Source organism: Candidatus Pantoea communis, assembly GCF_011752685.1.
GTDB classification, from domain to species: Bacteria; Pseudomonadota; Gammaproteobacteria; order Enterobacterales; family Enterobacteriaceae; genus Pantoea; species Pantoea communis.
Genome location: NZ_VWXC01000024.1, coordinates 25,203 through 51,330 on the forward strand (window position 1 = coordinate 25,203; position 26,128 = coordinate 51,330).

27 protein-coding genes and 1 other RNA gene are annotated in these 26,128 nt (G+C 52.7%); 10 read left to right on the forward strand and 18 right to left on the reverse strand.

Annotated features, from left to right (window positions below):
* The first annotated feature begins 425 nt into the window (after positions 1-425).
* Positions 426-3,149, forward strand: coding sequence for a magnesium-translocating P-type ATPase (gene mgtA, locus F3J37_RS23645; protein WP_166936200.1), 2,724 nt, complete (start codon positions 426-428; stop codon positions 3,147-3,149).
* 158 nt (positions 3,150-3,307) lie between these two features.
* On the forward strand, positions 3,308-3,985 hold the full coding sequence (locus F3J37_RS23650; RefSeq protein ID WP_166936202.1) for an SDR family oxidoreductase: 678 nt from the start codon (positions 3,308-3,310) through the stop codon (positions 3,983-3,985).
* 39 nt (positions 3,986-4,024) lie between these two features.
* Here F3J37_RS23650 and F3J37_RS23655 read toward each other — a convergent pair whose 3' ends face one another.
* The 7 genes from F3J37_RS23655 to phnR all read right to left on the reverse strand — a co-directional run bounded on the left by F3J37_RS23655 (position 4,025) and on the right by phnR (position 9,952).
* On the reverse strand, positions 4,025-4,681 hold the full coding sequence (locus F3J37_RS23655) for an epoxyqueuosine reductase QueH (RefSeq protein ID WP_034825520.1): 657 nt from the start codon (positions 4,679-4,681) through the stop codon (positions 4,025-4,027).
* Between the two features lie 116 nt (positions 4,682-4,797).
* Complete coding sequence (locus F3J37_RS23660) at positions 4,798-5,154, reverse strand: KPN_00521 family repetitive protein (protein WP_166936204.1); 357 nt, start codon at positions 5,152-5,154, stop codon at positions 4,798-4,800.
* A 134-nt stretch (positions 5,155-5,288) separates the two neighbouring features.
* Positions 5,289-6,086 (reverse strand): 2-aminoethylphosphonate ABC transport system, membrane component PhnV, encoded by a 798-nt coding sequence (phnV, locus tag F3J37_RS23665; protein ID WP_166936206.1) that lies wholly within the window; start codon positions 6,084-6,086, stop codon positions 5,289-5,291.
* Positions 6,080-6,958, reverse strand: coding sequence for a 2-aminoethylphosphonate ABC transporter permease subunit (gene phnU / locus F3J37_RS23670; protein ID WP_166936207.1), 879 nt, complete (start codon positions 6,956-6,958; stop codon positions 6,080-6,082). Before phnU ends, phnV begins: the two co-directional genes overlap by 7 nt.
* Entirely contained in the window at positions 6,951-8,069 is a 1,119-nt protein-coding gene (gene phnT, locus F3J37_RS23675) for a 2-aminoethylphosphonate ABC transport system ATP-binding subunit PhnT (RefSeq protein WP_166936209.1), read from the reverse strand. Before phnT ends, phnU begins: the two co-directional genes overlap by 8 nt.
* Positions 8,070-8,075: 6 nt before the next feature.
* Positions 8,076-9,089 carry a 2-aminoethylphosphonate ABC transporter substrate-binding protein gene (locus tag F3J37_RS23680; protein WP_166936211.1) on the reverse strand — a complete coding sequence of 338 codons (1,014 nt, stop codon included), beginning with the start codon at positions 9,087-9,089 and terminating at the stop codon, positions 8,076-8,078.
* A gap of 143 nt (positions 9,090-9,232) precedes the next feature.
* Positions 9,233-9,952: a phosphonate utilization transcriptional regulator PhnR gene (gene phnR / locus F3J37_RS23685; RefSeq protein WP_166936213.1), complete on the reverse strand. Its 720-nt coding sequence runs from the start codon at positions 9,950-9,952 to the stop codon at positions 9,233-9,235.
* Between the two features lie 138 nt (positions 9,953-10,090).
* Between phnR and phnW the strand changes: the two genes are divergently transcribed.
* Positions 10,091-11,194 (forward strand): 2-aminoethylphosphonate--pyruvate transaminase, encoded by a 1,104-nt coding sequence (gene phnW / locus F3J37_RS23690; protein ID WP_166936215.1) that lies wholly within the window; start codon positions 10,091-10,093, stop codon positions 11,192-11,194.
* 9 nt (positions 11,195-11,203) lie between these two features.
* Positions 11,204-12,013, forward strand: coding sequence for a phosphonoacetaldehyde hydrolase (phnX, locus tag F3J37_RS23695; protein ID WP_166936217.1), 810 nt, complete (start codon positions 11,204-11,206; stop codon positions 12,011-12,013).
* A gap of 34 nt (positions 12,014-12,047) precedes the next feature.
* Here phnX and F3J37_RS23700 read toward each other — a convergent pair whose 3' ends face one another.
* On the reverse strand, positions 12,048-12,902 hold the full coding sequence (locus F3J37_RS23700; protein WP_166936219.1) for a PA4780 family RIO1-like protein kinase: 855 nt from the start codon (positions 12,900-12,902) through the stop codon (positions 12,048-12,050).
* A gap of 54 nt (positions 12,903-12,956) precedes the next feature.
* On the opposite strand from F3J37_RS23700, the gene F3J37_RS23705 reads away from it, so the two are divergent.
* A complete protein-coding gene (locus tag F3J37_RS23705) occupies positions 12,957-13,148 on the forward strand; it encodes a hypothetical protein (protein ID WP_160869437.1) in 192 nt (63 codons plus the stop codon).
* Between the two features lie 376 nt (positions 13,149-13,524).
* On the opposite strand, the gene F3J37_RS23710 is transcribed toward F3J37_RS23705, so the two are convergent.
* The 4 genes from F3J37_RS23710 to smpB all read right to left on the reverse strand — a co-directional run bounded on the left by F3J37_RS23710 (position 13,525) and on the right by smpB (position 15,929).
* Entirely contained in the window at positions 13,525-13,800 is a 276-nt protein-coding gene (locus F3J37_RS23710; RefSeq protein WP_166936221.1) for a hypothetical protein, read from the reverse strand.
* The gene (locus tag F3J37_RS23715; protein WP_166936223.1) at positions 13,797-14,741 is read right to left on the reverse strand and encodes a hypothetical protein; all 945 of its coding nucleotides are present in this window, start codon (positions 14,739-14,741) and stop codon (positions 13,797-13,799) included. The genes F3J37_RS23710 and F3J37_RS23715 overlap by 4 nt, the downstream gene beginning before the upstream one ends.
* 299 nt (positions 14,742-15,040) lie before the next feature.
* Positions 15,041-15,402, reverse strand: a transfer-messenger RNA (tmRNA) gene (gene ssrA / locus F3J37_RS23720).
* 44 nt (positions 15,403-15,446) lie between these two features.
* On the reverse strand, positions 15,447-15,929 hold the full coding sequence (smpB, locus tag F3J37_RS23725) for an SsrA-binding protein SmpB (RefSeq protein WP_034825578.1): 483 nt from the start codon (positions 15,927-15,929) through the stop codon (positions 15,447-15,449).
* Positions 15,930-16,087: 158 nt separating this feature from the next.
* On the opposite strand from smpB, the gene F3J37_RS23730 reads away from it, so the two are divergent.
* Complete coding sequence (locus F3J37_RS23730; protein ID WP_034825580.1) at positions 16,088-16,522, forward strand: type II toxin-antitoxin system RatA family toxin; 435 nt, start codon at positions 16,088-16,090, stop codon at positions 16,520-16,522.
* On the forward strand, positions 16,515-16,805 hold the full coding sequence (locus F3J37_RS28200; protein ID WP_166936224.1) for an RnfH family protein: 291 nt from the start codon (positions 16,515-16,517) through the stop codon (positions 16,803-16,805). Before F3J37_RS23730 ends, F3J37_RS28200 begins: the two co-directional genes overlap by 8 nt.
* 53 nt (positions 16,806-16,858) lie before the next feature.
* Here F3J37_RS28200 and bamE read toward each other — a convergent pair whose 3' ends face one another.
* The 3 genes from bamE to nadK all read right to left on the reverse strand — a co-directional run bounded on the left by bamE (position 16,859) and on the right by nadK (position 20,016).
* Positions 16,859-17,206: an outer membrane protein assembly factor BamE gene (bamE, locus tag F3J37_RS23740; protein ID WP_034825584.1), complete on the reverse strand. Its 348-nt coding sequence runs from the start codon at positions 17,204-17,206 to the stop codon at positions 16,859-16,861.
* A 184-nt stretch (positions 17,207-17,390) separates the two neighbouring features.
* Positions 17,391-19,052: a DNA repair protein RecN gene (gene recN / locus F3J37_RS23745; RefSeq protein WP_166936226.1), complete on the reverse strand. Its 1,662-nt coding sequence runs from the start codon at positions 19,050-19,052 to the stop codon at positions 17,391-17,393.
* 85 nt (positions 19,053-19,137) lie between these two features.
* Positions 19,138-20,016: an NAD(+) kinase gene (gene nadK, locus F3J37_RS23750; protein WP_034825588.1), complete on the reverse strand. Its 879-nt coding sequence runs from the start codon at positions 20,014-20,016 to the stop codon at positions 19,138-19,140.
* Between the two features lie 122 nt (positions 20,017-20,138).
* On the opposite strand from nadK, the gene grpE reads away from it, so the two are divergent.
* Positions 20,139-20,717 (forward strand): nucleotide exchange factor GrpE, encoded by a 579-nt coding sequence (grpE, locus tag F3J37_RS23755; protein ID WP_034825591.1) that lies wholly within the window; start codon positions 20,139-20,141, stop codon positions 20,715-20,717.
* Between the two features lie 49 nt (positions 20,718-20,766).
* On the opposite strand, the gene ung is transcribed toward grpE, so the two are convergent.
* The gene (ung, locus tag F3J37_RS23760) at positions 20,767-21,444 is read right to left on the reverse strand and encodes a uracil-DNA glycosylase (RefSeq protein WP_058959166.1); all 678 of its coding nucleotides are present in this window, start codon (positions 21,442-21,444) and stop codon (positions 20,767-20,769) included.
* A gap of 264 nt (positions 21,445-21,708) precedes the next feature.
* Between ung and grcA the strand changes: the two genes are divergently transcribed.
* Positions 21,709-22,092, forward strand: a complete 384-nt coding sequence (grcA, locus tag F3J37_RS23765; RefSeq protein ID WP_038645342.1) for an autonomous glycyl radical cofactor GrcA — start codon at positions 21,709-21,711, stop codon at positions 22,090-22,092.
* A 197-nt stretch (positions 22,093-22,289) separates the two neighbouring features.
* On the opposite strand, the gene srmB is transcribed toward grcA, so the two are convergent.
* A complete protein-coding gene (gene srmB, locus F3J37_RS23770) occupies positions 22,290-23,618 on the reverse strand; it encodes an ATP-dependent RNA helicase SrmB (RefSeq protein WP_034825597.1) in 1,329 nt (442 codons plus the stop codon).
* A 137-nt stretch (positions 23,619-23,755) separates the two neighbouring features.
* On the opposite strand from srmB, the gene trmN reads away from it, so the two are divergent.
* The gene (trmN, locus tag F3J37_RS23775; protein ID WP_166936228.1) at positions 23,756-24,505 is read left to right on the forward strand and encodes a tRNA(1)(Val) (adenine(37)-N(6))-methyltransferase TrmN; all 750 of its coding nucleotides are present in this window, start codon (positions 23,756-23,758) and stop codon (positions 24,503-24,505) included.
* On the opposite strand, the gene nadB is transcribed toward trmN, so the two are convergent.
* Entirely contained in the window at positions 24,490-26,109 is a 1,620-nt protein-coding gene (gene nadB, locus F3J37_RS23780) for an L-aspartate oxidase (protein ID WP_166936240.1), read from the reverse strand. The two genes, trmN and nadB, sit on opposite strands and share 16 nt — an antisense overlap.
* Between the last annotated feature and the right edge of the window lie 19 nt (positions 26,110-26,128).

Genomic DNA, 26,128 nt, shown 5'->3' on the forward strand with positions numbered 1-26,128 from the left:
GCAATCCTCTCTTCTCTCTGATGATTGTTCCCCTTTAAACGACAGTAGCGGGTTGATGCCCGTGGGGATTTCATCATGCACATGATTTTAAACGCACTTTTTCCTCCACCTCGATGCGCGCGCTGATTTTCAGCGTGCATAATTAACCGCTGTTTTAGCACGTTTTGGCACGTCCGTGCTCAGGCTACCTGGCAAATCTGGGCTGACTGAAGATCGCTTTCAGCGGCATCATTGACATCGTCATCGCTATTTCTCGTTATTTTAACGAGCGAATTTCTTCGTCTTTTATTTACGGGAGGTCATATGGAAATTCCCGATAGGTTATTTTTAATCATCTAACGCATCGTCGTTAATTTAATTTATCCCCGTTAATGTGCTCCCCGCACAGGGACTGTTATTGCCGTAAAAAATAGAGGAATGTCATCATGACTGACATGAAACTCAACCAGGAAAAAAAATCCTGGAGCAACGCCCGCCCGCAGCGTCAGAAAACGCCGCGCTATCTGATTGAAGATGAAGCCGGTTTCACCGCCGATGAAACCCTGGTTCGCCTGCGCAGTGATGCGCTGGGCCTGAGCGAACGCGAAGCCGAAGCGCGTCTGGAAGTCTATGGCCGCAATCAGGTGGCGCATGATAAAGCGCCGCACGCGCTGATTCAGCTTATCCAGGCATTCAATAACCCCTTCATCTACGTATTAATGGCGCTGGCAGCGGTGAGTTTTTTCACTGACTACCTGCTGCCATTACGTAAAGGCGAGGAGACCGACCTGACCGGTGTCATCATCATTGTGACGATGGTAACGCTCAGCGGTTTGCTGCGCTTCTGGCAGGAGTTCCGCACCAATAAAGCCGCGCAGGCGTTGAAATCCATGGTGCGCACTACCGCTACCGTACTGCGCCGGGAATCTGCCCAACAGCCCCCGGCTAGACAGGAAGTGGATATTGCCACTTTAGTCCCCGGCGACATTATCTATCTATCGGCTGGCGATCTGGTGCCTGCCGACGTACGTTTGCTGGATTCGCGTGACCTGTTTATCAGCCAGGCGATCCTGACCGGTGAATCACTGCCCGTTGAGAAATATGACGTCACGGGCCACGTCACCAGCAAAGGCGCGGGAGCGAGCGATCACGGGGCTTCACTGCTGGAACTCGGTAGCGTGTGTCTGATGGGCACCAACGTCTCCAGCGGCAGCGCCAAAGCGGTGGTAGTGGCAACCGGCGGCGAAACCTACTTTGGCAGCCTGGCGAAATCGATTGTCGGCAACCGTACCCAAACCGCTTTTGATCGCGGCGTGAACAGTGTCAGCTGGCTGCTGATCCGCTTCATGCTGGTGATGGTGCCGGTGGTGCTGCTGATTAACGGGCTAACCAAAGGCGACTGGCTGGATGCCTCGCTGTTTGCGCTGGCCGTGGCGGTGGGTCTGACGCCGGAAATGCTGCCGATGATTGTCAGCTCGAATCTGGCAAAAGGCGCGATTGCCATGTCACGCCGCAAAGTGATTGTGAAACGGCTGAACGCGATTCAAAACCTTGGTGCGATGGACATCCTGTGTACCGATAAAACCGGCACGCTGACCCAGGACAACATCATTCTTGAGCATCATCTGGATTGCGCCGGGGTGGAAAACTCTCGCGTACTGATGCTGAGCTGGCTCAACAGCCACTATCAGAGCAGCACGCCGAATCTGATGGATCGTGCGATTCTGCGCTACGGCAAGGATCGTGTAACGGCGGACATGGGCGACTATTACGCCAAAGTGGATGAGTTACCGTTTGATTTTGTGCGTCGCCGCGTTTCTGTTGTGGTGCGCGATCGTCGTCTGAATCAACAGATGCTGATCTGTAAAGGCGCGGTAGAAGAGATGCTGAGCATCGCCACGGCTGAGCGTGAAGGAAAACTGGTTCAGCCGCTGGATGAAAAACGCCGTGCAGAATTGTTAGCTCTGGCACATCACTACAACGAGCAAGGTTTCCGTGTATTGCTGGTGGCGAGTCGTGCACTGGAAGAGCCGGGCTTGCAGCAGGCATTGAGTGTGGCAGATGAGCAGGGGTTAACCGTGGAAGGGTTACTTACTTTCCTCGATCCACCTAAAGAGAGTGCCGCCAAAGCCATTAACGCGCTACGTGAAAACGGCATCAGCGTCAAAGTGCTGACCGGCGACAACCCGGTGGTCACGGCACGTATTTGCCAGCAAGTTGGTATCGACAGTGGCGATATCGTGACTGGCGATCAGATTGCGATGATGAGCGACGAGCAACTGGCGGAGGCGGCAGCGCATAGCGCAGTGTTCGCCAAACTGACGCCGCTGCAGAAATCTCGCATTCTGCGCGCGCTGCAGCAGCAAGGACACACCGTCGGTTTCCTCGGTGACGGAATTAACGATGCGCCTGCGCTGCGTGATGCCGACGTCGGGATTTCAGTGGATAGTGCAGCAGATATCGCGAAAGAGTCTTCTGACATCATCCTGCTGGAAAAAGATCTGATGGTGCTGGAAGAGGGGGTGATGAAAGGACGCGAAACCTTCGGCAACATCATCAAGTATCTCAACATGACCGCCAGTTCCAACTTTGGCAACGTGTTCTCTGTGCTGGTGGCGAGCGCCTTTATTCCGTTCCTGCCAATGCTGGCGATTCATTTGCTGATTCAGAACCTGATGTATGACCTGTCTCAACTGGCGCTGCCATGGGACAAAATGGACCGTGAGTTCCTGCGCAAACCGCGCAAATGGGACGCGCGTAATATCAAACGCTTTATGCTGTGGATTGGGCCTACATCATCAATCTTTGATATCACGACTTTTGCTGTGATGTGGTACGTGTTTGCCGCCAACACGCCGGAAATGCAGTCACTGTTCCAGTCCGGTTGGTTTGTAGAAGGATTGCTGTCGCAGACGTTGGTAGTGCATATGCTGCGCACCCAGAAAATTCCGTTCATCCAGAGCCGTGCTGCACTGCCGGTGCTGCTGACTACGGCGTGTGTGATGATTGCAGGCATTCTGCTGCCATTCTCCCCGTTGGGACACATGGTGGGATTGACCCCGTTGCCCTGGGCTTACTTCCCATGGCTGGTCGCGACCTTGTTAGGTTACTGCGTGGTCGCACAGGGCATGAAAATGCTCTACATCAAACGCTTCGGCCAGTGGTTCTAACTCCATGGAGGCGCTATGCGGAATCGGAACCTTAATAAGGTGGTGTGCCATCTGCTAATCATGATGGTGGTCATCGTCGTACTAACGCTGGTGTTTCGTTAGACAAACCAAGGGCAGGTTATCCTGCCCTTTTGCCTTTTAACTGCGGGAAGGGACAAATGAGCCAAACAAAACGCGCGTTAATTATCGGTGCTTCAAAGGGGATTGGACTGGCGGTGGTGCAGCAACTTCTGGCCGATGGCTGGGACGTTACGGCAACTTATCGCAACACTGCCGTTTCCTATCAGCATGAAAAACTGCGCTGGCTGCCACTGGATATCACTATTGCCACACAGCGTGAGCAGTTACTTCAGCAGCTCAAAGGTGAGCAATTTGACCGCGCGCTGATCAATGCCGGGATTCTCGGCCCGGATTCAATGGAATTGATCGCCACTTCCGATGATGAACTGATACAGCTGTTTATGACCAATAGCGTTGCGCCCGTGCGCATGGCGGAAGGTCTGTTGCCGTTGCTGACAGAAAAACAGGGTGTGCTTGGCATCACCACATCTCGTCTCGGCAGCCTGACGGAAAATGCCGAGGCGATTCGCCCTTACTACTCAGCCAGCAAAGTGGCGCTGAATATGCTGAGTCGTGCGCTACTGCAGCAGATGGATCAGCGTGGTACAACCTTGCTGTCACTGCATCCGGGCTGGGTGAAGACCGATATGGGCGGGGATGATGCGGATATTACTGCAGTAGAAAGTGCTCAGGGATTAGTGACGCAACTGAACCGTTTTGCCGGGCAGGGCGGACATCATTACGTTGATTACAGCGGCAGGCAGTTAGCCTGGTGATAGTGAGCGCCTGCTGACCGATGCCAGCAGGCGACATCCTTATTCGTCGGGCTGGTAGTACTGCACACCAATCTCAATACGTTCACGCCCGCTGGCCACGCGATGGCGATTGCTGTCGCGCAGCGAGTAGATGCAGCCGCAGTACTCCTGCTGATAGAAACGCTCGCGCTTGCTGATCTCGATCATGCGTGATGATCCGCCGCCTTTACGCCAGTTAAACTCCCAATACAGCATGTCAGGATAGTGCGCTGCTGCACGCACACCGCAGTCATTAATCTGCTTCATGTCCTTCCAGCGCGAAATGCCCAGCGAACTGGTGATCACCGGGAAGCCATTTTCATGCGCATACAGCGCAGTGCGTTCAAAGCGCATGTCGAAACACATGGTGCAGCGTACGCCACGCTCCGGTTCCCACTCCATGCCGCGCGCCCGATCAAACCAGTTATCTTTATCGTAATCGGCATCCACGAAAGGCACACCGAACTGCTCAGCAAAGCGGATATTTTCTTCTTTGCGCAGCTCGTACTCTTTCAGCGGATGAATGTTTGGGTTGTAAAAGAAGATGGTGTAATCGATTCCGGAAGCCAGCATCGCTTCCATCACCTCACCCGAGCAGGGTGCGCAGCAGGAGTGCAACAGCACTTTGTTGTGACCGTTGGGTAAAGGCAAGGGCTGGCGTTTGAAGGTGTCAGACATAAGAAAAAATGGTTAATGAGTGTTGAGCGAAGTGTAAGTCGATATCGAGCCGGACGCAAAGCGGCAAAAACGAAAAAGGCCGCAATCGCGGCCTTTCGGGTTTCTGTCAGAAGAACTTATTCAGTCACTTTCTTCTTCAGATCGCTGGCACCTTCTTTGGTTTTGTTCCAGCCTTTAGTCGCACCTTCTTTGGTAGCATCCCACCCTTTTTCAGTGCCTTCTTTGGTTTTGTTCCAGCCTTTCTGTGCGCCTTCGCTCACTTTGCTGCTGGTGCTGTCGCTCTTACCTTCAACAGCATGCTTGGCTTTCAGCTTCTGCTCTTCGCCCTGATGCTGCGCCTGATGCAGCTTCTCTTTCGCAGTGTCAGCGCCCGCTTGTGCGTTCGCGACGGTTTCGTCAGTAGCATGTGTAGTGGCGGCAAAAGCCGAAGAAGCCAGCAGCAGGGCAGATACAGCAATAATTGTCTTTTTCATGAATATTCCCTCATCAATCGCTCTATGAGTTATGAGCGTAGTTAACAATGGCACGCTCAGCCAGAATTGGCTCCAGGAATAACCTTAATTGAATCATCGGGTTTGCCCGGTGAAAAAATGTGCGCGGTGGCCCGCTAGGGATGGGATAGCCGCTGTGCCAGCCTCTCGAGTTTTACCGTCAGCCACAGAATCACCGCCACCAGCACAATGGTCAGGGCGGAGCCATCGGCAATGCTGCCACGATCGGTCAGGCTGAAAATCGCCACCGGCAATGTAGTCCAGCCCGGCGGATAAATCATTACTGTGGCGCCAAGTTCGCCCATTGACAGTGACAAACTCAGTGCCAGCGCGGACAACATCCACGGCATCAGCAGTGGCAGCGTAATATGGCGCAGACGATATGCAGGGGACGCGCCCAGACTCGACGCCACGTTCTCGATATCAGCCGAAATACGCGCCAGCCCGGTAGAGAGGTTACTGAAGCTAAATGCGGATATCAGGACAAAATGCGCGACCAGGACAATCCACACGGTGCCGTTCATCTGCAACGGCCCCTGACTGAAGGCCACCAGAATGCCCAATCCCACTGACACAGAGGGCACCGCGCTGGGCAGGAAGAAGATGATGCCGAGACGCTTTTGCCATTGCACACTGTATTGACGCAGTGCCAGTGCCGCCCAGCAGCCACAAAACAGGGCAAACAGACTAGCAGCAAATCCCACCACCAGGCTGGAGAACAATGCATCCCAGGCGGCTCCTCTAAAAGCGTTGATGAAGTGATCAACAGTAAAGCCTGATGGCAAAAAACCATTCCACTGCTGGCTGAAGCTGGAAAGCAGGATCACCATTAGTGGCAGAAGGAAGAACAGGGTAAACAGCGTGACAGCAGCAGCGCTGGTCAACCTGCGAGCGCGGCGTGACCAAACTAGCATGATGAGCTCCTTGCGCCAGCGCGACCGGCCGCGAGGCGATACAACAGAAACAAGCCGAGCGACAGCAGAATATTGATAACGGCAATGGCGCAGGCGCTGGCGTAATCGGATTCAAGAATCGCCTTGCTGTACACCATCATTGGCAGGGTATTCACACCTTTAGCGCCGATAAACAGCACGATGCCAAACTCATTGGTTGCCAGCAGCAAGCACAGACTGCCCCCCGCCAGCAGTGCGGGCAGGGCCGCAGGGAAAATCACCTGAGCGATAACGCGTAGAGGATGCGCACCCAGCACGCTCGCGGCTTCTAATTGGCTTCGGTCCAGTTGGCGCAACGCAGCCATCAGCGGGCGCATCACCAGGGGCATGAATACCGTAATTTCCGCCAGAATCACTCCCGGCATGGAGTAGAGGAAATCAATCGGCGGCAATTCGAAATGAAACAGCGCCATCAGTCCACCATTCAGTAAACCGGCGGAACCATAAATAAAGGTGAACGCCAGGGTGATAAGAAAGGTCGGCAGCGCGATAAAGGTATCGATCACCAGGCTGATAAACCGGCTGCCGCTGAAGGGGATAAAGACCAGAATCAGAGACATCACGCTGCCTAACAGTAAGCAGCCGAAGGTAGTGAACAGCGCGATTTGAACGGTGTTTAACAATGCACTGATAAAGCGGCGTGATTCCAGCACCTGCAAAAATGCAGCGAAACTGCTGTGGCCGCTGTTGTCCTGCAGGGCTTGTTGCACAATCAGTAACAACGGATAGAAGAATAACGTGGTGAGCACCAGCAGCGGTAACAGCAAGCTGCCATGACGTTGAAGCGCCAGGCTACGCCGTAATGGGCGCAGTACAGGGAGGGTGTCAGACATGATCAACCTCCAGCAACACCGCATCTTCCGGTTCAAACCACAACGTCAACGCATCTCCCACTTGTGGCAGAGGATTAAGTTGCGTCAACACCACGCGCACTGTTTCCCCCGCCACATCACATAAAAGATGGGTGAGATCGCCTTGCCAGTGCAGTGATTGCAGAGTGGCATTCAGGCGATTGCTGCGTGGCGAACGTGGCTGCAACGTAATGTGCTGCGGGCGTACGCAGAGTAACTTGTTGCGGCCGCGCATGTTGCCCGAGGTACAGGCGTTGACCAGCGTACCGCCACTACTGACACACACTTCACCTGACTGCTGCTGCACCTCCAGCGCGGTGGCTGCAAGGATGTTGGCGCGTCCAAGGAATTCCGCGGCAAAGCGATTGGGCGGTCGCTGATACAGCGTGTGCGTTTCACCGTACGCCACCATCGAACCCTCTTTCATGATGCCGATTTTATCCGCCAGCGTCAGGGCTTCGGTCTGATCATGCGTGACGTAAAGGATAGTCAGTTCAGGTAATTCCCGGTGCAACCGCGCGATTTCCTCCACCATGTTGTGGCGAATCTGTGCATCCAGTGCCGATAGCGGCTCATCCAGTAACAACACTTGCGGACGCGTGGCGATAGCGCGGGCAATTGCCACGCGCTGTTGCTGGCCGCCAGAAAGCTGGTGCGGGTAACGAGTGGCGAAATCACACATTCCCACCATTTTCAGGGCATCCTGCACGCGCTCAGCGATCAGCGCCCTGGGCTGCTTTTGTGCACGCAGACCGAACGCCATGTTGTCCTCCACTTTCATGTGTGGGAACAAGGCATAGTTCTGTACCACCATGCCGAGTCCGCGCTGATAAGGTGGTAATGCACTGATATCGCGATCGCCCAGCAAAATGCGCCCCCCTGCGGGAGGCACAAAACCTGCAATCGCACGCAATACCGTGGTTTTTCCCGAGCCGGAAGGCCCAATCAATGCCAGCACTTCACCGGGTTCAATGGTAAGGGTGAGCGGTTTGAGCACGACCTGGTCGTGATAAGCCACACGCAAGTTGTCCAGCACGATGCCCGAGGTGTTGGCTGCGATATCCGGTGCGGCGACAGAGGTTTTCATCAGCATCACGGGTTACTCGCTGTCAGTCACGTTGTGCCATTGCGCGATATCGGTTGAGAGTGAATTTGCCACCTCATTCCAGTCTGGCTGCCACACTTTCACGCCCTGTAATGCGGCTGTTGCTTGCTGATAATTGCTGTCATCCGGCGTGATATCACGGCGAACGGGCATGCCCCATGCCAGAGAGCTGACCTGCATTTGCGCGGCGTTATCCAACAGGAAGTTGATCAGTTTTTTACCGTTCTCGCTTTGTGGCGCGTTTTGCACCAGACCAATCACATAGGGCAGGGCCAATGCGCTGCGTTCACCCTGAGCATCCGCTGGCCAGAAGATCTGGATATTCGGGTTTTGCTTCATTTGCGACAGGTTCATCTGCAGGTCACCGTTCGCCACATACAGCTCGCCTTTATTCACCAGGGCAGTCAGTTTGCCAGTGGAGGCGGATGGACCCACGTTGTTGGCTTGCAGCTTACCCAGATAATCGAAGGCGGCGGGTTTGCCGCCAAAGCTGTGGAACGCTTGCAACATGACTGCGGTGCCATCGCCCGCCTGACCAGGCGTAGAGTATTGCAGCTTGTTCTTGAAGCGGTTATCGAGCAGATCCTGCCAGCTGGCAGGAGCGGATTTCAGTAACTTGCGGTTGTAAATGAAGCTCAAATAGTTGTTCACCAGAGGCACATAACGCGCGGTGGCTCCGGGAATTTGCGCGGCGGCATCCGGCTTGAAATCGGCTAACAAGTCGTTGCTGGCGGCACGTTGGATGAACGGTGGCACGGTGACTAAAACATCTGCCTGAGGATTACTGCGCTCTTTCGCCAGGCGTTCGACAATCGCCCCCGATCCGCTCTCTACGTACTGCACTTTGATTCCCGTGGCTTGCGTGAACGCGGCAAATTCTGCCTGGTACCAGCTGTTTTCCCCATCGTGCAGGCCATCGGCCGAGTAGACGGTGACAACCGAATCTGCCCAAACCGGGCTTGAAGCAACAGCAAGAGCGGACAGCAGAGCAAGGTGAGAGAGTTTCATCTGTTGGGCCTCGTAGCGTGTGAAAGTTAATCTGGTATGTACCAGAATTGCTTTTAACGCTAATCGGCATATGTGACAGAAAAATGAAGCAGGCAAAAAAAAGCCCCGCTCATCACTGAGCAGGGCTTTTTTATTCGCAGGGATTAATGAGTGTCCACCTCGATCCGCAGGCTGTCATGGCGCCAGAACTCGATATCGTAATCGAGTACGCGACCATGCTGGTCGTAATTGAGCCGACTCAGTTGCAGCGCCGGCAAGCCCTCCATAATCCCCAGCGCGGCCGCAGCATGCGCCGGAATGGAGGTTGGGTAAAAGGTCAGATGCATGCTGGTGTAAACCAGGTCGTAATGGCTTTGATAGACCTCGGTCAGACTGCCATTGAGGTCATGACGCAGCAGCTCAGGGACTCGCGCGGGGAGGCAATGGTTTTCGCAATAACAGATAGCGCGACCATCGGCGTAACGCAGGCGCGCGAGCAGATAAATCTGGTCGAATGGCTGCAGTTCCAGTGGCTTCATGACATCAAGCGGCACGGTGGTCAGGCGGCCACTGAGCAATACTGTTCTCGGCTCACGACCCTGTTCAAGACAGAGTTTGTGGAAGTTGGTGTTCTGTGTGGGATCAAGCCAAAGGCGTTCCGGAGTGACAAACCAGCCACGGCGATCGGAGCGATAAATGACGCCGCTCGCCTCCAGCTGCGCCAGACTTTCGCGGATGGTGGTGCGGGTGGTGGAGAAGATCGCACACAACTCGCGCTCTGACGGCAATTTATCACCGGTTTTCAACGCACCACTTTGAATGCGCGCCTGAAGCTCGGCCTTGATCAGCAGGTATTGCGGGATATCACTGGTTAACGATTTCATGCGGATTCGCTGTAGTTTTTTAAGACGTCATTATACATGCCCAGATGAATTTTTTGTTGCAGTGGCGATTTCTCCTTGTGGTGACGAAAGCGATTCTCTAATAATAAATGTCATCTGGTATATACCAATGGTGAAAAAATGACTTCCCGTAATTACCTGTTGCTTACACCCGGTCCACTGACCACCTCTAAAACCGTAAAAGAAGCCATGCTCGCTGACAGTTGCACCTGGGATGATGATTACAATCTTGGTGTGGTTCAGACCATCAGGCGGCAGCTGGTTTCATTAGCGACGCCTGCTGCGGGTTACACTTCTGTACTGTTGCAAGGCAGCGGCAGCTATGCCGTGGAAGCGGTGTTAGGCAGTGCGATTGGCGATGCCGGCAAAGTGCTGATTGTCAGTAATGGCGCGTATGGTGCGCGCATGATTGAGATGGCATCACTGATGGGCATCGCGCATCGTGCCTATGATTGTGGCGAAGTGGCACGCCCGGATGTGGCTGAGATCGAACGCGTGCTGCGCGAAGACCACAGCATTACCCATATCGCCATGGTGCATTGTGAAACCACCACCGGCATGCTGAATCCGATTGCCGAGGTGGCAGCCCTGGCCCGGCAGTACGGCAAGATCTATATCGTCGATGCGATGAGCAGCTTTGGCGGTATCCCGCTTGATGTCGCAGCACTCAATATCGATTTTCTGATCAGCTCTGCCAATAAATGCATCCAGGGCGTACCCGGCTTTGGCTTTGTTATCGCGCGCCAGAGTGAGCTGGAAAAGTGCAAAGGGCGCTCCCGCTCCCTCTCACTGGATCTCTATGCGCAGTGGCACTGCATGGAAGAGAACCACGGCAAATGGCGCTTCACATCACCCACGCACACGGTACTGGCTTTTGCTCAGGCACTTAAAGAGCTGGCGGAAGAGGGCGGTGTGGCGGCTCGCCATTCACGCTATCGCCAGAACCAGCTGAAGCTGGTGGCGGGCATGCGTCAGTTGGGCTTTGAAACCTTACTGGAAGATGCGATGCACTCGCCCATCATCACCGCGTTTTATTCTCCCAAGGCCGAGACCTATCGATTTGCCGATTTTTATCAGCGATTGAAAACACAAGGTTTTGTGATCTATCCCGGCAAGGTTTCAAAAAGCGACTGCTTCCGCATCGGCAATATCGGTGAGGTGTATGCAGCGGATATCGCCGGCCTGCTCAACGCCATCGAACATGCCATGTATTGGAAAAAATGAGGACATACCATGCAACGTATTAGCGCCGTAATTCTGGATTGGGCGGGCACCACCGTGGATTTCGGCTCCTTCGCACCCACGCAAATTTTTGTCGAAGCCTTTCGTCTGGCATTTGATATGGAAATCACGCTGGAAGAGGCACGCGTGCCGATGGGGCTGGGAAAATGGCAGCACATTGAAGCGCTTGGCAAGTTGCCAACCGTGGATGCGCGCTGGCAACAGCGCTTTGGCCGGGCGATGAGCAAGGAGGATATCGACGCTATCTACCAGGCTTTTATGCCGCTGCAAATTGCCAAAGTGGTCGATTTCGCCCAACCCATCGCAGGGGTAACCGAGGTGATAACCCAGCTCCGCGCCGATGGCATCAAAATCGGCTCCTGTTCTGGTTATCCGCGTCCGGTAATGGAGCGACTGGTGCCCGCCGCTGCCGAGGCAGGTTACGCGCCGGATTACTGGGTAGCTGCTGACGATCTTGCGGCTGGATCGCGTCCTGGTCCGTGGATGGCTCTTCAGAATGTGATTGCACTGGGCATTGATGCGGTCGGTCACTGTGTAAAGGTCGACGACGCCGTGCCAGGCATCGAAGAAGGGCTGCGCGCCGGGATGTGGAGTGTTGGTTTGTCGGTGTCCGGGAATGAATTTGGTGCGACCTGGGAAGAATATCAGCAGATGGATGGTGCTGAGATTGCGCGTCGCCGTGAAGTGGCGCAGCAGAAACTGAGCGCAGCGGGAGCGCACTATGTTATCGATACGCTGGCGGATTTACCGACGGTGATCACAGATATCAATGCCCGACTGGCGCGGGGTGAACGGCCTTAATTTACCAGGGGCGGCGAAGAGGAACTTTGCTGCCCTAATCTTCATCCCGTTCTTTAGCTGCTCGCTGGCGATCGTAATACTCATCTTCCGCAGAAATGATTTCATCCAGCAGGGAATCCATATCTACAGCATGCACTTCTTCCACAAACAGACCGGTTAAAACGGTTTCAGGCGTTAACTTACCGTCTTCAAATAGATGCCAGATCTCTTTGGCATAACGCGTTTCTAATATCTGCGGGGCAAACTGACCGTAATATTGGGTGATATTATTCACATCGCGCTCAAACATTGATTCGGCGTGGTTGTTTGCTGAGGCATCCACTGCTTGCGGCAGATCGATGATCACCGGCCCATGCTCATCTTGCAGCACGTTAAACTCTGACAGATCGCCATGCACAATGCCGGCACACAACATGCGTACGATATTGCGAATCATGGTGGCGAAATCAGTCAGAGCTTCCTCTTGCGATAAAATCACATCGCTCAGACGTGGTGCTACTGCGCCATCTGCATCAGTGACCAACTCCATTAACAACACACCGTCGAGGCACATATAGGGTTCAGGCACGCGAACGCCGGCTTTGGCCAGACGGAACAGCGCATCGACTTCTGCGGTATGCCAGACTTCCTCTTGCTGCTTGCGTCCGAATTTGGAGCCTTTTTGCATTGCACGCGCGCTACGGGAGTTGCGAACTTTGCGCCCCTCCTGATATTGCACGGCCTGCTTAAAGCTGCGCTGAGAAGCTTCTTTGTAGACTTTAGCGCACTGGACTTTACCGCCGCACATGACAGTGTAAACGTCAGCTTCTTTGCCGCTTTTCAAGCGCTGAAGCACGTTATCAATCAGGCCGTCATCGACCAGCGGTTGGATTCGGTTTGGAATTTTCATGCGGCTTTATACCTTATTTAAGAGGCTTTCCGCATCAAGAACATGGTGAGTTACATGGGAAAAACCAAACGAGCATCGATAGTTGCAGAGGCCTGGTACATCATCCCACAAAACCACTGGCACAAAAAAGCCCGCAAGGGTTTCACCTTACGGCTCCTGGGACTCCATCGCATGGCTCTGGTGCCATCCATGGGGCCAAAATCCAAGGATCCAGAGCATGGCTATTTACGTCATCAAATTGAATAGCACCTTAATTAAAAGCATCGAGCCGGCTAAGACGGTAACGGCAAGATCCTTAACTGAAAAAAGTGGTGCATCAGATATTCAGCCTCCATAACTAAAAAACGCACAAAAATGAATATGGAGGCTTGGTCGTATTTTACATCAGACAGAAGGGGAGAGATTTCGTGGCGATAGTCAGCCATATGAAATTTGGTTGCAACAAGTAAATTAACTATTAGTGCTTACAATTATATTGCGAATGGCTTTGTGAGGTTGTGAATTCTATTTTACGAGGTGGTGATAATTTATTTTTTAAATTAAAATTATTATCCAGGTGTTATAAGTATGTCTAATGTATAAATTATTTTCTGGTGAAGCTATTGGATTAAGTATTGGTGTTTCATTTTTCATCAATCCTTTGAAATTCATTTCTTCTATTTCCTATAGCAATGCAGATGCCGTCAACCATGCTAATATAGTAATAGACAGGATTCGGGAAATGTTCCATCATCCACGGAAGTTCGTCATTGTATTTTATGTCTGAAGTGGAAACGATCCAGACTGGCTCACCACTTAAAATGGTCTTCTCTGCTTCATGGTATTTCTCATCCCACCCTTTTTCACTTTTTTGAGCATATTCTTTCGCTATCTGTATCGCTTTTTCTTTAGAAATCATCGTTGCGCTCCGTACCACACTGTGTACATCAATCCACCAACAACCACTGGGCCTAAAAGGATTCCTTTCGCTTCATTTCTTAAAAATGAAAAAGTTATCTCATAAGTGTTGCCTAATGGGAATTTAAAACCCTCGACAATATATTCACGATGCATGCCTCGCGCCCTTAATAAGCCAATAGTCTCTGCAAACGCTTCTTCAAGATAACGTAAAATAAATGACTTATTATAGGCGCTTTGACGCATAAAGACCCTGAGTTCTCTTAGTAAGTAAAATTTTGGAGCAATAAACATGTGCACCTGCTCATGGTAAAGTGTCGTAAGCATTTTCAAGTGCGCCTCATCTTTCGACATTGCCCCCGGATAATAATTACGACCAACTACAGCATCACCCCAGGGCTTTGTTGCACCCTGGATAACATCTTTATGTTTAGTTATTTTTATTTTTGGAGTATAGCGCCATCCGCCATTTCTCGGCAGGCTCATGCGTTTACCAATATCATTACTGTATCTGGGCATGGATTTTCCCTTAAAAGGAATTTTAAAGGTATCCCCCGGTTTTTTCTTTAATAAAACAGCCAGAACAGCATCAACGCCGATCAGAGTTATAGCATCAGCCAAATTTTCTGCCGCCACATCGAGATCTGCCTCATTGCGAGCATTGTTAGTTTTGATAGCAAAATCATACAGCTTCTTCCCGGCTTCAAGCGCCACACCACCTACAGCAGCCCACCCCACAATCAACAGAATGACATCTGCAATTTCACCAATTCCAAAAAAATGCGCACCGGCCCAGACAATCACTATCGCTGCCATTGTTGCCAATACCTGAGGACTAATCATTGCAAGAAGCTGCTGTCCCATTTCGTAAGGCAACCGAGCCGCAGCTTTGGTCAGGACTATTTCAAGTCTTGATTGTAAATTCAGGCTAGTGATGTCCATCAGGCAATCTCCGTGACCGATTTGAACAAAGAATAACCTTAGTTGCCAGAAAATCTTTAGGAAAATTCATATATCTGAAATCGCGCACAAATCAACGGTAGGAATAAATTCAGTTATTCAGGGCTGCCACAATAAGGTTATCTGAGCTCAGTGGTGCCTGGCTTAACCAAGCTCAATGACAGAACCATTCCCAACAATTCTCACTTGAAAACGATAGACACAAAAAAGCCCGCAGGGCTTGCGCCGTGCGGGCTTTCAGGACTTCAGCGGACGATTCTGGTATCGCCGCGAAAGAATTTTGGTGGAGCTGGCGGGAGTTGAACCCGCGTCCGAAATTACTACACCGTCGGTACTACATGTTTAGTCAGTCTTTACATTCGCCGGCCAGCTGCGGACAGACACGCCACTGACAAACTAGCCTGATTAGATTTAGTGCTTCAACCCCAGGCAAGGCATCCACACGATCTCTTTTGGGTTTGACCTCTCTTGATCCCCGTCTTAAGAGCGGAAGCTAGGGAGAGAGGGCTCTTGGCAGGTTATTAAGCTGCTAAAGCGTAGTTTTCGTCGTTTGCGACTATTTTTTTGCGGCTTTTAACGAGGCAAACCGCCCCTCGACATGCACCTAAGGCTTCACAATCCCGTCGAGTCCAGAATCAGCCCCAAGAACTTCTTATACTACAGAATAGTGACGGATGAATCCAGTGCTTAACGCTTTGAATTCTTCATAATACGTGCTTTATCCATCTGCCATTCGCGATCTTTCACATCGTTACGCTTGTCGTGTTCTTTCTTACCGCGCGCCACACCGATCTTCAGCTTGGCCCAGGCGTTTTTCCAGTACATCGACAGTGCAACCACCGTAAAACCTTCGCGGTTGACTCGGCCGTAAAGCGAATCGAGTTCGCGCTGCTTCAGCAACAGCTTGCGGCTACGCGTGGGGTCACACACCACGTGCGTAGAGGCAACAGCCAGCGGCTGGAAAGTGGAACCGAACAGATAGGCTTCGCCATCGCGCAGCAAAATGTAGCTGTCGCTGATATTGGCTTTACCGGCGCGGAGTGATTTAACTTCCCATCCCTGTAGCGACATCCCCGCTTCGAACTCTTCTTCAATGAAGTATTCGTGGCGAGCGCGTTTGTTGAGGGCAATAGTGGCTGAACCGGGTTTGTGAGCTTTTTTCTTTGTCATAGTGCGGCGTAGTCTACATCACTCAGTCTGTGGGCGCATCCCCCTGTCCTGGGGGCGGTAAAAAACACACTATTTTAGCACAGCTGGCAAACCCGTGAATTTTGTTTGGTGTCCGAAAATGGTATTATTCAACGGTTTTGTGATGAACAGGAACCATTATGGCCCAGATTAGCCGTTCGGCGTTGGTCCCCTATAGCGCTGAGCAGATGTATCAGCTCGTGAATGATGTGGACGCTTATCCTCAGTTTCTTCCGGGCTGCACCGGCAGTCGCGTGCTGGATAACAGCGGAAATCAGATGACGGCAGCGGTAGATGTCTCGAAAGCGGGCATCAGTAAAACCTTTACCACACGTAATACCCTGATCAGCAATCAGAGCATTTTAATGCAGCTGGTTGATGGTCCGTTCCGCAAGCTGACCGGTGGATGGCACTTCACGTCTCTGGGTGATGATGCCTGCAAAGTGGAGCTGAGCCTCGACTTCGAATTCACCAACATGCTGGTTGAAATGGCTTTCGGCCGTATCTTCAAAGAATTGGCCAACAGCATGGTGCAAGCGTTCAGTCAGCGTGCGAAAGAGGTTTATCGTGCCTGATATCACCGTTGAGGTCGTTTATGCTCTACCTGAAAAGCAGTATTTGCGTTCGGTAACCCTGGAAGAGGGTGCGACCGTAGAGCAGGCGATTAAAGCCTCGGGCTTGTTATCACTGCGCAGAGACATCGACCTTTCCAACAACAAGGTGGGTATTTTCAGCCGGCCAGTAAAGTTGGGTGATGCGGTTCAGGATGGCGACCGCGTGGAGATTTACCGCCCACTGATTGCGGATCCTAAAGAGATGCGTCGCCAGCGAGCAGAACGCTCGGCGAGCAACAAATAGCGGAATCGCAGACACAAAAAAGGCGCTTAAGCGCCTTTTTTGTTGCCGATCACTTAGCCTTCTTTGCCAGTGAGTTTCGGTTTGTTATCGATATTGGTCAGCGTACCGTTACTGTCAAAGGTCAGCGTCAGGGTTTGCTGCTTCACGCCTTCATGGCCCGGTTCCTGACGGAACACGTAATACCAGACATTGCTGCCAAACGGATCGTGCATCATCGGTGTGCCGAGAGTGTAGGCAACCTGCTGCTGCGTCATGCCGGTGTGAATCTTCGAAACATCGTTGGCGACCAGGTAATTGCCCTGATTGATATCCGGACGATATACAACGCGCTCAAGGGTGGAACATCCGGCGGTCATCATCAACATTACCACTGCCGCGGCAGTCAGCGTTTTACAGCGCATCTATACATTCCTTTTCTGGGGCCAAACGCCTTTTGTCAGGCTGTTTTGTTGCCATCAAATTCTGAACTCTGCTTACGGCAGGCTTTATTATGGCGATATAACTGCCGATGATAATAAACCTTTGTCCTATTGGAAACCTCTACAGAGCAAGCATATGACCACCAGGCCAGAAAAAAGTGCGGAATCAGGCTGCTAAAAGTTCTTTTGCGTTGGCCAGCGTGTTGCGCGTGACTTCGCTACCGCCTAACAAACGTGCCAGTTCCTGCAGGCGGGCTCGTTTATCCAGCGGCTGCATATGGGTTTCGGTCATCTCGCCATCGGTCTCTTTGCTGACGTAGAAGTGCTGATGTCCACAACCGGCAACCTGCGGCAAGTGCGTCACACACATCACCTGGGTGGATTCGCCGAGTTGACGCAGCATCTGACCGACGACCGCAGCCGTTGGGCCACTGATACCGACATCCACTTCATCGAAGATCATGGCCGGGGTTTCCATTTTCTGTGCGGTAATCACCTGAATCGCCAGCGCAATACGCGACAGCTCACCCCCTGATGCCACTTTGCCGAGTGGTTGCAACGGCTGGCCAGGGTTGGTGGTCACGCGGAAATCAATGCGTGTAGCGCCATCTGCCGTGAGTTGATCGGCTTTGAACTCCAGTTCAATGGCAAACTGACCGTGCGGCATCGACAGGGTACGCATGCTCTGGGTGATCAGCTGGCTAAGTTCATGCGCCGCCTGTTCACGTAGCTGATGCAGTTTTTCCGCGCAGGCCACAGCCGCCAGATGGTGTGAACCCACTTCATTTTGCAGCGTTTCCTGATCGCTCTCTTGCTGCGACAGTTGCTCTGCTTCGTCCAGCAGCTGCTGATACAGCACCGGCAAGGTTTCAGGTGACACGTGATGTTTACGCGAGAGGGCAATCTGGCGTGACAAACGTTGTTCCAGTTCATGCAGACGATTGGGATCGAGATCCAGACGTTCACAATAGTGGCGTAGTTCGTCGCTGGCTTCGCTCAGTTGAATCGCTGCCTCTTCCAGCAAATTGAACACGCCGCTCACTTTGTCATCCAGCGATACTAATTCGCCGAGCATATTGCGCGCGCTATACAGCAAGCTTTGCAGGTTAGTGTCATCGCTATCGGCGAGAATTTGCAGAGCCTGCTGACTCGTAGAGAGCAGTTGACCGCTGTTAGCGAGACGTTTGTACTCTTCATCAATCTGCTCAAATTCGCCCGGCTGTGGGGAAAATTCATTCAGTTCTTTCAGCTGATATTGCAGCAGTTCACGGCGTGCTTCACGCTCCTGTGACAGCTGCTGATGCTGAGCCAGCGCACGACAGCTTTGATGCCAGCGCTGGTAGTGCTGACGCATCTCATCAAGCAGGTCATCATGAGCCGCATAAGCATCCAGCAGATGTTTTTGGTGGTCTGGCTTGAGCAGCAGCTGGTGCGCATGCTGGCCGTGGATTTGAATCAGCAGCTGTCCGAGTTCACGCAGTTGTGACAGCGGCACCGAAGTGCCATTGATGAAGCCACGAGAGCGGCCATCGGCACTGATCACGCGGCGCAGCAGGCATTCGTTGCCTTCATCGAGCTGATTCTCCATCAGCCAGCGCTGTGCAGAAGGTGAGGCTTTGAGTTGGAAACGCGCGCAGATATCGGCACGACTGGCACCCTGACGCACCATATCTGCTTCAGAGCGGCCGCCCAGACACAGGCCCAGCGCATCGATTGCGATGGATTTACCTGCGCCGGTTTCCCCCGTGATCGCTGTCATCCCACGATGAAAGTCGATCTCCAGTTCACGAACGATAGCAAAGTTACTGATGGTCAGTTGTGCCAGCATGAAATCACCTGTATGTAAAAACAGATATGGTTTTTCATACAGTATAAACTGGTTTTTTATACAGTAAAGTGGCTGGCGGTGATTTTCAGAACAATTTTTTTGACCAGCCCAGCTTCGAGCTTAACGTATTAAAATAATTGTAATTTTTAGGATGGATCAGGTTGAGATGATGCGCGCTACGGCGAATCAACACATCTTCTCCTTCCTGGATAGGCAGCGCAATCTGGCTATCGCAGCTGATCTCCAGGTCGCTACGCAGAGATGAGAAACGCAGTCGAATGGTGCTGCTGCTGTTGATCACCAGCGGGCGGGCAGAAAGCGTGTGCGGGAACATCGGCACAATGGCGATGGCATCCAGTGATGGCGTCAGAATCGGGCCACCTGCTGAGAGGGAATAGGCGGTTGAGCCGGTAGGTGTCGAGATGATTAAGCCATCCGAACGCTGGGAAAACGCAAAGACCTCATCGATATACACCTCGAATTCAATCATGTGCGCCACTTTCCCCGGATGCAGCACCACTTCATTAATGGCACTTCCGATCCGCGGCGAGCACGCTTCTTTGCACACCTGCGCCTCCAGCAGGAAACGGCTTTCGACAAAGTATTCGCCCTGCAGTACGTCATCGAGCTGTTGCTGGGCATTATCCGGGTCGAGATCGGTGAGAAAACCGAGATTACCGCGGTTAATCCCAATCACTTTGATGTCATAACGTGCCAGCACGCGTGCGGCGCCCAGCATATTGCCATCACCGCCCACTACCACGGCTAAATCTGCACGTTGGCCGATTTCCGCCAGGCTGCCGGTTTCCACATCTTTCAGGTTCAGTTCGCGCGCAATCTGCTGCTCGACGATCACCTCATAGCCTTTTGCTGTCAGCCAGCGCCAGAGCATTTCATGGGTGGTTAACGCAGTAGGATGGCGCGGATGGCCGACAATCCCAATGCAGTTAAAGTGTTTGTTCATTTAGCGCGTGTTCCTCATAAGCCAAAACGGCCAGGCAATGTGATGGGTTCACTTGAAACCGTCAAACTGATCCCCATAATAAGCCAACCAGCGAGATGAATGTGCAAAACGCGGAGAAATTCATGAGTAGTAAAGAACAGAACACCCCTAACGAGCAAGTCTCAGACGAAATTCAACAGGATCAGCAGCACGTGGACGCAGAGACGGCAACTGAGGTGGATCCGCGTGATGAGCGTATCGCGCAACTGGAAGCGGAATTAGCCCAGTCGCAAGGTGGCGTGCGTGAAGCACAGCTGCGCGCTCAGGCGGAGATTGAGAACATCCGTCGCCGTGCCGAAATGGATGTGGAAAAAGCGCACAAGTTTGCGCTGGAAAAATTTGCCAACGAACTGCTGCCAGTGATTGATAGCCTGGAGCGCGCGCTGGAAGTGGCTGATAAAGAGAACACCGAACTGGCTTCGATGATCGAAGGCATCGAACTGACGCTGAAATCCCTGCTGGGTGCCGTGCGTAAGTATGGTGTTGAAGTAGTCGGTGAAACCAACGTGCCATTCAATCCGGATGTGCATCAGGCGATGTCGATGATTGAATCAGAAGATATGGCGCCGAACCATGTACTGATGGTGATGCAGCGTGGTTATACCCTTAATGGCCGCCTGTTGCGTCCAGCGATGGTGGCAGTGACCAAAGCTAAAGGCTGATTGCCCTGCTAAACACAAAAACGGCCGCTGATTGCGGCCGTTTTTATTTCTATGGCAGAACGGGCATCCAGTCGATCGGCGTCTGACCAGACTGGCTCAACAGCGCATTCGCTTGTGAAAAGTGTTTGCTGCCAAAAAAGCCGCGATGGGCGGAAAGCGGGGAAGGGTGCGGCGCTTTCAAAACATGGTGGCGCTGGGTGTCGATAATGCTGCCTTTCTTCTGCGCATGCGAACCCCACAGCAGGAAAATCACGCCTTCACGGTGCTGGTTGATCGCGCTAATCACATTGTCGGTAAAGGTTTCCCAGCCGAATCGCGCGTGGGAATGCGCTTTACTGGCTTCTACCGTGAGCACCGTGTTCAGCAGCATCACACCTTGTGTGGCCCAGCTTTCGAGAAAGCCGTGTTGTGGGCGCGTAAAGCCCGCAATATCCTGCTCCAATTCTTTGTACATATTCAGCAGTGAAGGAGGCGTGGGCACGCCGGGAAGCACGGAGAACGCCAGACCGTGCGCCTGATTCGGGCCATGGTAGGGATCCTGACCCAGAATCACCACCTTGATGTCACCCAGTTCCGTCAGACGGAAGGCATTGAACACGTCTTTTTGCGGCGGATACACGGTCACACCTGCGGCACGTTCGTTGGCGACCGCTTTTAAGGTTTCGACGAAGTAAGGTTTTTCTTTCTCTTCAGCCAGCACGTCGTGCCAGGTCAGCTTCTCAGCCATCGTTAACTCCCTGCAAAATTTTGCGCCTAGCTTAACGTGTCGCACGCGGCAGCAGAAGGGTAAAAATAATTTGAAAAAATACAGAAAAAGTTTTTATGCGTAATGGTTGTAAATCAATTTGTTAGCGATGAAGCGCATTTCGCTTGCCAGCATAATTGATACAGGTCAAAACGGCGGCAAATCCTCAGTGGTATATCAATGTGTCAGATCAATGGATACACCGCGTGATAGGAAACATCGCGCACTAAAGCCCTGGAGGTCACTATGATTACCGGTATTCAAATTACTCAGGCCAATAACCCACAACTGCTGAACTCATTCTGGTTGCTGGATGATGAGAAAGCGGAAGCCCGTTGCCTGTGCGCAAAAGGCGATTTCACGGAAGATCAGATCGTTGCGATCAGCGATTTGGGCGACATTGCTTACCGCGAAATCCCGCTGGAGCAGAAACCCGAGGTGCGTATTGAAGGGGGCCAGCACCTGAACGTCAACGTGCTGCGCCGCGAAACCTTAGAAGATGCGGTTAAGCATCCGGAAAAATATCCGCAGCTGACCATTCGTGTGTCTGGTTATGCGGTGCGCTTTAATGCGCTTACCCCTGAACAGCAGCGCGATGTGATTACCCGTACTTTCACTGAAAGTCTGTAATTGATCGGCTGACGAAAAGTCACACAGCAATCCAGGCCGCGCTGATACCTTTCGGCGCGGCTTTTTTGTCTTTATCTATCCTGAAAGGGAATGCCGGAAAGGGGATTCACAGCAAAAATATAACCGAAGCGTTATTTTGGCAGGCTAAAGATAAAAAAAACGCCTCATCAGAGGCGCTTTATTGAGTGCGTGCTGATTTATTCTGCACCGCTTTCTGGTGTGCTGCTGCCGCTGGCCTTACGACGTTTACCGACATTTTTGGTGTCGCGATGACGTTGTTTAACACGCGGTTTTTCAGCTTCTTTCTCTTTGCGCTCTTTACGCTTCGCAAGGGCTTTTTTCGACGGTTTACCCGTGACTTTAGCACTCGGTGCACGCGATTCCGGACGCAACTCTTCGATGATGCGCGCTTTAATCGGTTCGTTGATATAACGGGTAATTTTACCCAGCAACACATGATCATGTGCCTCAACCAACGAAATCGCCGTGCCTTTACGTCCAGCTCGCGCCGTACGACCAATGCGGTGCAAGTAGATATCGGCAGTAAGAGGCAGGTCATAGTTGATGACGTGAGTAACGTCATCAATGTCGATACCGCGTGCCGCAACATCTGTCGCAATCATCACATTGACGCGATTTTCGTTGATACGCTTAATCGCTTCATTGCGGTTTACCTGCACCATCTCACCTTCAAGATAGCTGGTACGAATGCCGGCTTCGTGCAGCCAGGTCACCAGTTCATGCAGGCGCTCACGCTTACGCACAAACACCACCACGCGCTTGGCTTCAGGCTGTTTTAACAGGTGCACCAGCAGCTTGGTTTTGTGCTCAAGGTTGTCAGCACGATAAAACCACTGTTGAATCTTTTTACGTTCGCTTTTGCTGGGATCCGCTTCAATTGATACCGGATCGTTGAGCAGACGCTCGGCAAAATCTTTGATGTTCTCGCCTTCCAGCGTGGCGGAGAACAGCAGCGTCTGTTTGCGCCAGCGGGTTTCCGCTGCGATGGTTTCAATATCCTGCGCGAAGCCCATGTCGACCATGCGGTCGGCTTCATCCAGAATCAGCGTTTCTACTGCGCGGCAGTCAAAGTTTTCTTCTTTGATGTACTGCAGCAGGCGACCGGTGGTGGCCACCACGATGTCCTGGTTTTCGCTGAACACTTCGGCGTGGTTCATATAAGCCACACCACCGGTGATGGTAGCGATATCCAGGTGCGTGTGTTTAGCCAACTCACGTGCGTGATCGGCAACCTGCATCGCCAGTTCGCGGGTTGGCGTGAGGATCAAAATACGTGGCGGGCCCGATTTTTTGCGTGGGAAGTCGAGCAGATGCTGTAAAGCGGGCAGCAGAAAAGCAGCGGTTTTCCCCGTTCCGGTTGGCGCCGAACCCAGAACGTCACGGCCTTCCAGCGCGGCAGGAATGGTCTCAGCCTGAATGGCAGTGGGGCGCGTGAAGCCTTTTTCCTGCAGCGCTTGCAGCAGGCTTTCGTCGAGTTCGAGTTCGGAGAATGTGGTTACGGTCATGGTCTACCTCAGTTTGGGGCGCTGATTATAGACAGAACAGACATAATCTTCATCTGTTTGTGTGCAGCAGGTGAAGGTGAATTCCCCTCACGACCACGTTACACTCCCCGCAGTAGATAATTCAACGGTAGTGAAGTATGTCTCAGGACCAGCCGCAGACGCGGGCAATGTTAAGAAAAGATGGTTTTACCTTTAAGCAATTTTTCGTGGCGCATGACCGCTGCGCGATGAAAGTCGGCACCGATGGCGTGTTACTGGGTGCCTGGGCGCCAGTGGCAGGCGCGCGACGAATTCTGGATATTGGCTGCGGCAGCGGATTGATTGCGCTGATGCTGGCACAGCGTACGCCACAACAGGTGATGCTGGATGCCGTCGAGCTGGAAACCAGTGCGGCTAGCCAGGCTGAGGAAAACGTGCAGGCTTCTCCCTGGGCCGATCGCATCACTGTACATCAACAGGACATCGTCAGCTGGAGCGAGCAATCGGAAAAACGCTACTCCCTGATCGTCAGCAATCCACCTTTTTTTGCGCCGGGAACGGCGTCAGCCAGCGCAGAGCGTGATAGCGCGCGCAGTACCACCACACTTGATCATCCCACGCTATTGCGTTGTGCCGCTCAGCTAATTGAAGAAGAGGGGATTTTTTGCGTGGTGCTGCCCGAAGATGCGGGAGAAAATCTTATTCCACTGGCGCTGGCTGAAGGCTGGCATCTGCGGTATCGCTACGACGTGGCGGCTTACGCGCATCGTCCGCCGAATCGTCTGGTGTTAGGTTTCTCGCCCACGGCAGGCGAAACGTTGCTGGAACGTCTCGCCATTCGTGATGAAGATAAGAGCTATTCGGCTGACTGGCTGAGTCTGGTGAGTGATTTCTATCTGTTCCGATAATGCTCTGGCTGGAGTTGAGTCGGTAAAGCTTCCGGGAGTTGATCGGGATAATCAGGCGTATAGTGCAGGCCGCGACTCTCTTTGCGTTCCAGCGCACAGCGGACCATCAACTCCGCCACCTGCACCAGATTGCGTAACTCCAGCAGGTTATTGGAGAGGCGGAAATGCGCGTAATACTCATCGATCTCCTGCTGCAGTAAATTAATTCTGCGCAGTGCGCGCTCAAGCCTTTTGGTGGTGCGCACAATTCCCATGTAATCCCACATGAACAGGCGCAGTTCATGCCAGTTGTGCTGAATCACTACGCGTTCGTCCGCGTCATCGACCCGGCTTTCATCCCAGGCCGGCAGTTGCTCGACGGCGGCAACATCCGGCAAGCGGCGAATCATGTCCTCCGCCGCAGACCAGCCATATACCAGACACTCCAGCAAAGAATTCGATGCCATACGATTGGCACCGTGCAGGCCGGTGTAGCTCACTTCACCAATGGCATACAGCCCATCGACATCGGTGCGGCCCTGCTGATCCACCATCACGCCGCCGCAGGTGTAGTGCGCGGCAGGCACGATGGGAATTGGCTGTTTGGTCAGGTCCAGTCCGAAGGTCAGCAATTTCTCGTAGATCATTGGGAAGTGCGCGCGGACAAAACTCTCTGGCTGATGGCTGATATCCAGATACATGCAATCGACACCTAAACGCTTCATTTCATGATCGATAGCGCGCGCCACGATATCGCGCGGGGCCAGTTCAGCGCGCTCGTCAAAATCAGGCATAAAACGGGTACCATCCGGGCGCAACAGCCATGCGCCTTCGCCGCGCAACGCTTCCGTGAGCAAAAAGTTCTGTGCCTGAGGATGGAACAGACAGGTGGGGTGGAACTGATTGAATTCCAGATTGGCGACACGGCAGCCAGCACGCCATGCCATCGCAATACCATCACCAGAGGCCACATCCGGGTTGGTGGTGTACTGATACACTTTTGCTGCACCGCCAGTGGCCAGTACCACCGCACGAGCACGACAGGTTTCCACCTGTTCGCGATTGCGGTTCCAGATCCACGCGCCCACCACCCGACGCTTACCCGGCAGCCCCAGTTTGTCGGAAAGAATTAAATCAACGGCGTTAGTGCGTTCAATAATACGGATGTTGGGATGGCTTAGCGCCTGGCTCACCAGCGTGGTTTCCACCGCGCGGCCAGTGGCATCGGCGCTGTGCAGGATTCGACGATGGCTGTGACCACCTTCGCGCGTCAGATGGTAACGCGCTTCGCCGTCACCTTGTGGTTCCTTGTCGAAGGCCACGCCGTTATCAATCAACCACTGCACGCAATGGCGCGCATTGCTGGCGATAAAGCTAACGGTTTCGCGCTCACATAAGCCTGCACCGGCAATTAATGTGTCTTCGACGTGAGATTCAATGCTGTCTGTTTCATCAAACACCGCGGCGATACCGCCCTGGGCATACAGCGTCGAACCTTCGTTCACCTGTGCTTTGCTTAACACGGTCACCTGGTAATAGGGTGCCAGTCGCAGCGCCAGAGAGAGGCCTGCAGCACCGCTACCCACAATTAACACATCACATTGGTAATCAGGATTCGATGTCATGGTGTTTAATTTACTAAAC

Coding starts and splice junctions, on each gene's coding strand:
- mgtA (WP_166936200.1), top strand. CDS start 426: ATGACTGACATGAAACTCAACCAGGAAAAAAAATCCTGGAGCAACGCC.
- F3J37_RS23650 (WP_166936202.1), top strand. CDS start 3,308: ATGAGCCAAACAAAACGCGCGTTAATTATCGGTGCTTCAAAGGGGATT.
- F3J37_RS23655 (WP_034825520.1), bottom strand. CDS start 4,681: ATGTCTGACACCTTCAAACGCCAGCCCTTGCCTTTACCCAACGGTCAC.
- F3J37_RS23660 (WP_166936204.1), bottom strand. CDS start 5,154: ATGAAAAAGACAATTATTGCTGTATCTGCCCTGCTGCTGGCTTCTTCG.
- phnV (WP_166936206.1), bottom strand. CDS start 6,086: ATGCTAGTTTGGTCACGCCGCGCTCGCAGGTTGACCAGCGCTGCTGCT.
- phnU (WP_166936207.1), bottom strand. CDS start 6,958: ATGTCTGACACCCTCCCTGTACTGCGCCCATTACGGCGTAGCCTGGCG.
- phnT (WP_166936209.1), bottom strand. CDS start 8,069: ATGCTGATGAAAACCTCTGTCGCCGCACCGGATATCGCAGCCAACACC.
- F3J37_RS23680 (WP_166936211.1), bottom strand. CDS start 9,089: ATGAAACTCTCTCACCTTGCTCTGCTGTCCGCTCTTGCTGTTGCTTCA.
- phnR (WP_166936213.1), bottom strand. CDS start 9,952: ATGAAATCGTTAACCAGTGATATCCCGCAATACCTGCTGATCAAGGCC.
- phnW (WP_166936215.1), top strand. CDS start 10,091: ATGACTTCCCGTAATTACCTGTTGCTTACACCCGGTCCACTGACCACC.
- phnX (WP_166936217.1), top strand. CDS start 11,204: ATGCAACGTATTAGCGCCGTAATTCTGGATTGGGCGGGCACCACCGTG.
- F3J37_RS23700 (WP_166936219.1), bottom strand. CDS start 12,902: ATGAAAATTCCAAACCGAATCCAACCGCTGGTCGATGACGGCCTGATT.
- F3J37_RS23705 (WP_160869437.1), top strand. CDS start 12,957: ATGGGAAAAACCAAACGAGCATCGATAGTTGCAGAGGCCTGGTACATC.
- F3J37_RS23710 (WP_166936221.1), bottom strand. CDS start 13,800: ATGATTTCTAAAGAAAAAGCGATACAGATAGCGAAAGAATATGCTCAA.
- F3J37_RS23715 (WP_166936223.1), bottom strand. CDS start 14,741: ATGGACATCACTAGCCTGAATTTACAATCAAGACTTGAAATAGTCCTG.
- smpB (WP_034825578.1), bottom strand. CDS start 15,929: ATGACAAAGAAAAAAGCTCACAAACCCGGTTCAGCCACTATTGCCCTC.
- F3J37_RS23730 (WP_034825580.1), top strand. CDS start 16,088: ATGGCCCAGATTAGCCGTTCGGCGTTGGTCCCCTATAGCGCTGAGCAG.
- bamE (WP_034825584.1), bottom strand. CDS start 17,206: ATGCGCTGTAAAACGCTGACTGCCGCGGCAGTGGTAATGTTGATGATG.
- recN (WP_166936226.1), bottom strand. CDS start 19,052: ATGCTGGCACAACTGACCATCAGTAACTTTGCTATCGTTCGTGAACTG.
- nadK (WP_034825588.1), bottom strand. CDS start 20,016: ATGAACAAACACTTTAACTGCATTGGGATTGTCGGCCATCCGCGCCAT.
- grpE (WP_034825591.1), top strand. CDS start 20,139: ATGAGTAGTAAAGAACAGAACACCCCTAACGAGCAAGTCTCAGACGAA.
- ung (WP_058959166.1), bottom strand. CDS start 21,444: ATGGCTGAGAAGCTGACCTGGCACGACGTGCTGGCTGAAGAGAAAGAA.
- grcA (WP_038645342.1), top strand. CDS start 21,709: ATGATTACCGGTATTCAAATTACTCAGGCCAATAACCCACAACTGCTG.
- srmB (WP_034825597.1), bottom strand. CDS start 23,618: ATGACCGTAACCACATTCTCCGAACTCGAACTCGACGAAAGCCTGCTG.
- trmN (WP_166936228.1), top strand. CDS start 23,756: ATGTCTCAGGACCAGCCGCAGACGCGGGCAATGTTAAGAAAAGATGGT.
- nadB (WP_166936240.1), bottom strand. CDS start 26,109: ATGACATCGAATCCTGATTACCAATGTGATGTGTTAATTGTGGGTAGC.